Source organism: Actinomyces sp. Z5, from assembly GCF_003287795.1.
GTDB lineage: Bacteria > Actinomycetota > Actinomycetes > Actinomycetales > Actinomycetaceae > Actinomyces > Actinomyces glycerinitolerans.
In genome coordinates, this window is sequence record NZ_QMIN01000033.1 from 1 (window position 1) to 6,099 (window position 6,099).

Genomic DNA, 6,099 nt, shown 5'->3' on the forward strand with positions numbered 1-6,099 from the left:
AAAACCCATGAGACTCAACCGTCCCAGAAGTCATGAGACTCAACCGTCCCAGAAGTGTGGAGACAGCACAGTCAACTCATAGAACGCGAAAAGGCGGGCACGCCCGGTAATTCGAAGACTCGGAAGTCGACCGACTCGAAAACGTGGCTCATCCATGAGATCGCCAATGGCAAGATCGACGACCACGGACAGATCCTCGGCGCCTCCGACCCCGATGTGCACAAGGGCAAAGAGTCCGCTGTCATGGCCGACCGCGCACAGATCAAGCAGTTCCTGAGGACACTCGCCTCCAAAGGCCCAGGCATCCCCCTGTTCGCCTCGGTGTCGGGCGATGGCTGCATAACCGCTCTGGTGCCGTCTCAAGTAGGTCGACGTGCTGCCCCTGACGCTGTGCCTCCTGCGAGTCTCGCCAGAGACTCGCAGGTTGCGCCCGCTCGCACCCACTCCCAAGCCTCCGCGGGCGATCGCATGTGGGGCTTCGTTGCCGATGAGAAGGACAAGGACCGCAGCCAAGCCGCCGCCGCGCGCGGGCGCATCACAATCCGGCCCGTTATGCCAGCACTCCCCCAGGAAGGCAGGTGGCTGCGCACCCCTAAAGCTGATAGCCCGGGTTGGCTGCTTCGAACCCTGGCGAGCCCCAAGCCATCAACGGGTTTCCCTTATTTGCGTGATGAGCAGGGAAGGACCCTAGCTGAAAGCACTACCCGCGCAGATGCCTATCAACCGGGGCAAACTCTGATCCGTAAGGTCTATCCCACGCATCGGAGGCTACTCGGCCGGGACGACCTGCCCGACTGTAGGCGGCTCGAAGGAGCCGTAGGCCCTCACGACACGGTAGCCGGTTACTTCCTAAACCCTGGAGCCAAGTTCACCACCACACTTACCTTCGAAGGGCTCGTACCGGAGGAACTCGCCGTCCTGGTATGGCTGCTCACCCCAGAGCGTCTAGTGCCACCGGATGCGTCCCCCAAGGACGAGTCGAAGCGCCGCGGCTATCACCGACTCGGTTTCGGCAAGCCCCTCGGCCTCGGCGCGGTCGAGATCAGGGCCACCGACGTACACATGCACACCGGTAAGAGGTTAGCTGGAATGTACATGCAGCTCGACGGATGCCTCGGTTGTACGCAGCTCGACGCAACGACGACGGCTTCGGACAGACTGGCCAACGCGCTAGACGCGCTGCCCAGCGACTTCGAGAACAGCCTGCCGGTACGCGCATTCGTGCGTGCGGCCTACGGCTGGGATGGTAAGGCCGTGGTCCAGTACCCGGACGCGCACAAGCCCGCTGACAGTAAAACTGGCGTGTCCGCCACCACCAACTGGTTCAAGAACCGGGAGGAGAACCGCGTAAAGCACGGCATCGACCCTGATGATTGCAAGATTGACTCCGAATTTAATCTACCAGACTTGCTGGCAACACCCGGCGAACAGGATGCAAGCAGCGTCTCAGGGAGTTACAAATCCGATCAGCCCGGACCGACTGCGAGCAAAAGCCGCCAACGACGCAGACAGCAACGCAGAGGTGACCAGAGCCGTAAAAGGCAAGGCCGATCGTAGCCTTGCGGTTATCCGTACCCCTGCAGTTCGGTTTGCTCGCTTCACCTCAGCACGCGTGCGTCGCATACAACAACCTGTATTGCGATAAGTGCATCGCGATATGGTGCATGCATGCGCACCTCATTCGATCTGCCCGACGGCACTCAGCGTAACGCCGAGCCGAGGGCGGCCGTGCCGGAGGAGTCCATGCCCGCAACGTCGTTGAAGTTGACTACAGCACCGCTCGACCAGGCCAAGCCGACTGCCACTCTTGAGGTGGACGAGGAGACCGGCCTGCACCTGCTCCGCATCGGCCGCTCAATCACCGCGGAGGAGGTTGATCGGCTCCTCGCCGAGGACCACTAAACAGGTGCTGTTCCTCACGCCCGTGCCGACGGCGGGCCGCCTCACCACACCCCGCGGTACAGGCCGCCGTCGTCCAGTGCAGGGGCGGTGCCGTGCACCTCGGCCCGTCCCAGGCAGTTCGTGCACAGCGGGTAGATGTGGACCACGTCGTCGCGCGAGTCGATGATGTCGTTGACGCGCTCACGCACCTCGTCGAGTTCACCGTCCTCCAGCCGCAGCTGGAACACCGACTCCTGAATCCGGTAGCCCCAGCTCTCCAATGCCGCCGCCAGACGCGTACGGCGCGAGTCGGCCGACACGTCGTAAGCCAGGATGACGATCATCGCCATGCCGCACCGGTCCACTCGTAGCCGGGCTCGGTAATGGCTCGCCCCAGCAGCTGCGCCTGGTGGTGAATGTGCCGCCGCCAGGTACCCGCGAACCCAGGCAACGCGCCCTTGACCTGCCGCTGCAGAGTCGCCTCGTAACCGTCCACCAGCGCCCTCTTGCCCTCCGGCCCCAGCCAGACGCCCTCCCCGTCTGGGGAGTTGGTGGCGTGCTCGGGGCGCAGACGCCGCGAGCGCAGCAGCGCCATGACGGTACGATCCACCAGCAGCGGCCGGAACTCCTCCATCAGGTCCAGGGACAGGCTGGGTCGCTTGTCGGTTGAGGCGTGCAGCACACCCAGCGACGGCTCCAACCCGGCAGCGATGAGCGCACCGGTGCATTCGGACAGCAGGATCGCATACGCATAGGAGAAGGCCGCATTCGCCAAATCCTTGGGAGGGCGGCGGCTGCGGCCCTGGAAGGCGACGTCCTCAGGCACCAGCCGGGACAGCGCTTCGAAGTAGTCGGTCGACGCCGCCCCCTCCAGACCCATCAGCTCGTCGGTGTCGGTGGCGTGAGTGGCCTCCTCGGACAGCTCACGGATGGTGGTGCAAGTCGCCTCGATGTCTGCCCCGCTGTCACGCCTGCCTGTGCGGTGTAGGACGCCGATCTGGTGGCGCAGTTTGGCCCGCACAATGGCGCGGGCAAGCGGAAGGCGAGCGTCGTCGGCGGCGGCGAAGGCGGCTTGGGTGAGCAGGCGCCGGGCGTTGGCGGTGTCGCGCAGGCCGGAGAGCTGGCCCAGGTAGCTGCCGCGACGGGATAGGAAGACGACGTCGATGTCGTTGTACAGCGCCCAGGAGCGCGCCCCGGCGGAGAGCCCCACCGCGCCGGTGAGCACGATCCGGCTGACGGCCTGCCGGGGTATGGAGACCTGCGGGAGTCCGTCGGCGCCGTCAACGATCAGCCGACCCTTGGTCACGTGCAGCCGCGCGCCGTCGCGGCCGACGTAGACGACCTTGTCCGGGTTGGGGTGGCCCTTGATGTCGTGGTGCGGGTCCACGGCCGGGCGGGTGCGGGAGAAGTCGACTCCGAGGTAGCAGAAGCCCTCGTCGAAGGTGGTCATGCTGGTCTTCTCCTGGTTCAGGCTCAGCCCGTGGGCGGCGACCTTGGCGCTGAGCAGGTCGTATGCGGACAGCAAGTCGTCCTCGTTGGGGGCGCACACGACGATGTCGTCGGCGAAGCGGGCGTAACCGTAGCCGGCGTCGCACAGTGCCGCGTCGACGTCGGCCAGCGCCAGGTTCGCCAGCAGCGGGGACAGGCAAGAGCCCTGGGCGATGCCGCGGCCCCGCACGCGCCGCTCACCGTGGGCGCGGCGAGGCCGGGCGAGCAGGCGGATCAGGTTGTTGGTCCGCGCGCACCGCAGCACCGGGGAGAGCACGGCGAGGGCGTCCTCTACTTCCGCGTTCGGGAAGTAGTCCTCCACGTCGGTGCGCAGCACGTACTTGTAGCCGTCGTCGCGGAGGGTGGCGAGTAGGTCGATGGCGTCATCTGTGCCGATACCGGTGCGGTAGGCGAAGGAGCACGTCGACATCAGTAGGTCGGCGGTGTGTGCAATCGTGTCCAGGACGGCCCGTTCGACGATCCGGTCGCGGATAGACGGAATGTGCAGTGCTCGTGTCTCTCCGGGCTCACGTTTGGGGATGTCCAGTCGCATGAACGGTTCAGGAACGTAGGTGCCGTCGCGCAGGGAAGTCGAAAGCTCGGCGAGGAAATGATCGAGGTCGCCAACAATGGCGCGCGTCTGCTTCTGAAGCATGCCGTCACGGGCATCTCTGGCCAACACGGTCTCCCACGCGGCGGTCAGCGTCTCGACCGAGCTGATGCGCTCATATAGGGAGTTCGGGGTTGCCTCCTGCGGGGCCGCGCCCGCGGGCTCGGTCGACAGGAGGGAGCGCCTGGCAAGCGGCGGCAGGTCCTGGCCGAGGAACTGATCCCGTCGCGGAGCATGGAACTCGTCATTGCGGCGGCGCCTGCGCCGTTGCCGATAGCTTCTGGTACCTAGCCGACGAGCAGACGCCGAACCTCCCGCCGGGCGTGCTCCGCCAGCGGAAGGTGGTGGCACGTCTGCATGCGAGTCCATTCCATGACTTCTTCGTCGAGCAGCGGGGCGCAAGCTGATCATAGCGCCGACGGCTTCAATGAGTGGGGCATCCGGGCACACCGGCGCCCACCGTCCGCCCTCGGGGGTGCCCGCCGTCGGCCCTCGAGAGAGCCGGGTGGTGGGCGGGACCTGACGGTTCGTACCTTCTGATCGACACTTCGTACCATTGTTCGACGGTTCGGCACCCAGGGGTACGAACCGTCATCACAATTGCCGAAGCGTCGGGGCGAAGTGCCGAACCGTCAGCCCCGGGACATACCCAGACCGCCACACCCGCAAACGCGAGCAGCCATTTGGCCGGCCCCTGCGCGGCCGCCGGGCGAAACCTTACATCCGAGTATGCAAGGCGGCCTAGGCCACTCCGGTCATACCGGTTATACTCGGCGTGTGAAGACAGCAGTATCCATTCCAGACCCGGTGTTCCAGGAAGCCGAGGAAGTTGCGCGGCGCCTCGGATGGAGCCGGTCGCAGCTGTACACGAAGGCCGTCCACGATCTAATAGTTCGCTACAGCGATGACCCTGTGACCGAAGCTCTCAACGCCCTCGAAGACGTCGAGGCGGCGCAGGCGCCGTTAACACCGGCTAGGAAACTCATCGAGTCGGGAGCATGGCCTTGGTAGCTCGAGGGGAAGTCTGGTGGCTCGACTTCGGCGACCCCATCGGCTCGGAACCCGGATACCTCAGGCCCGCCTTGATCGTCTCCTCGGACCGGTTCAACCGATCCCGTATAGCCACCGTCATCGTGTCAGCGATAACCAGCAACCTGCGCCTGGCGGCGGCGCCGGGCAACGTCGAGTTGGAGCGCGGCGAGGCGGGCCTGCCCAAGCAGTGCGTCGTTAACGTCTCGCAAACTCTTGTTGTCGACCGCTCCAGGTTGAACAACCGCATTGGCGCTATCCCCATGCACATTCTCGCCCGCGTGGACGATGGACTTCGGCTGGTGCTGGACCTTTAGACGCAGGCACGCAGCGGGCACCGGCATAATGTAACGCTACTTGCCTGCGAGGTGCTCTCAGGCCCGAGTCGCCTCACTTTAGTGCCCTGAATTCAGGGGCTCTTCCGGTTTGAGGGTGTGTTATCTGGCGCGCGCGTGGTGCAAGTTCTGCTCTGCTCACCTGCGGGTACTTCTACCGGCAGAGGCAATCGCAACCGCACATCCCGGTGTGCGGAGACCTGAAAAGTGTCCGGATTCGGGATAAAGGCTACACACGTAGGCGATGGTGCTGTCTGGGAGCCTGCCGCCGGCGGGTGTGTGCTGATTCCTCCTACGAGCGCGCGTCACCGTGAGATGAAGACGGCGGTGTGTCCGAGCCTGAGTCCATTGCCTTTGTCTCTTCGTTGAGCGGCGACCCAACCCACACTGGTGGTAGCGCCGCCAACGCGAGTTGGTTAGGCGTTCGGGCGGTACGACGGCGGCTCGCCGTTGCCATTGATTCCGCCGGGCAGCGGCCGAGGGTGTCCGGATCTATGACAAACGAGGCTGGCGACGTCGTCAACTGCGGACAAATCGCTGGAATCATGCGGCCTTCGGATCGGGGTTGGCGCGCGTAGGAGGCGTTTGTCATCGATTTTGACACCATGCCCCACGGCGTCCGTCGCGCAGGTCACCCTCCCCGAGGACCTGAATGCACCTTAAGGTGCGAGGTGCTTCCTAACCCAAAAGGACACTGATGGCCCGGATCAGGCAAGCGATTGGTCTTAATGCACCTTAAGGTGCGAGGTGCTTCCT

6 protein-coding genes are annotated in these 6,099 nt (G+C 64.7%); 4 read left to right on the forward strand and 2 right to left on the reverse strand.

All coding sequences use genetic code 11. The features are described 5' to 3' along the window. Window positions 1-54 precede the first annotated feature (54 nt). Both DRB06_RS15745 and DRB06_RS03620 read left to right on the forward strand, forming a co-directional pair. A complete protein-coding gene (locus DRB06_RS15745) occupies window positions 55-1,557 on the forward strand; it encodes a hypothetical protein (protein WP_146750791.1) in 1,503 nt (500 codons plus the stop codon). A gap of 111 nt (window positions 1,558-1,668) precedes the next feature. Continuing rightward, window positions 1,669-1,902, forward strand: coding sequence for a hypothetical protein (locus DRB06_RS03620; RefSeq protein ID WP_111819149.1), 234 nt, complete (start codon window positions 1,669-1,671; stop codon window positions 1,900-1,902). Between the two features lie 41 nt (window positions 1,903-1,943). Here the strand turns inward: DRB06_RS03620 and cas2 are convergent, their stop codons facing one another. Together cas2 and cas1 are read right to left on the reverse strand one after the other, a co-directional pair. Further along, window positions 1,944-2,231, reverse strand: a complete 288-nt coding sequence (gene cas2 / locus DRB06_RS03625) for a CRISPR-associated endonuclease Cas2 (protein WP_083565755.1) — start codon at window positions 2,229-2,231, stop codon at window positions 1,944-1,946. Continuing rightward, on the reverse strand, window positions 2,222-4,024 hold the full coding sequence (cas1, locus tag DRB06_RS03630; RefSeq protein ID WP_181575176.1) for a CRISPR-associated endonuclease Cas1: 1,803 nt from the start codon (window positions 4,022-4,024) through the stop codon (window positions 2,222-2,224). The genes cas2 and cas1 overlap by 10 nt, the downstream gene beginning before the upstream one ends. Before the next feature lie 732 nt (window positions 4,025-4,756). Here cas1 and DRB06_RS15750 point away from each other — a divergent pair. Both DRB06_RS15750 and DRB06_RS03635 read left to right on the forward strand, forming a co-directional pair. Then, the gene (locus DRB06_RS15750) at window positions 4,757-4,990 is read left to right on the forward strand and encodes a hypothetical protein (protein ID WP_146750792.1); all 234 of its coding nucleotides are present in this window, start codon (window positions 4,757-4,759) and stop codon (window positions 4,988-4,990) included. Then, a complete protein-coding gene (locus DRB06_RS03635) occupies window positions 4,978-5,325 on the forward strand; it encodes a type II toxin-antitoxin system PemK/MazF family toxin (protein ID WP_108965792.1) in 348 nt (115 codons plus the stop codon). Before DRB06_RS15750 ends, DRB06_RS03635 begins: the two co-directional genes overlap by 13 nt. The last annotated feature ends 774 nt before the right edge of the window (window positions 5,326-6,099 follow it).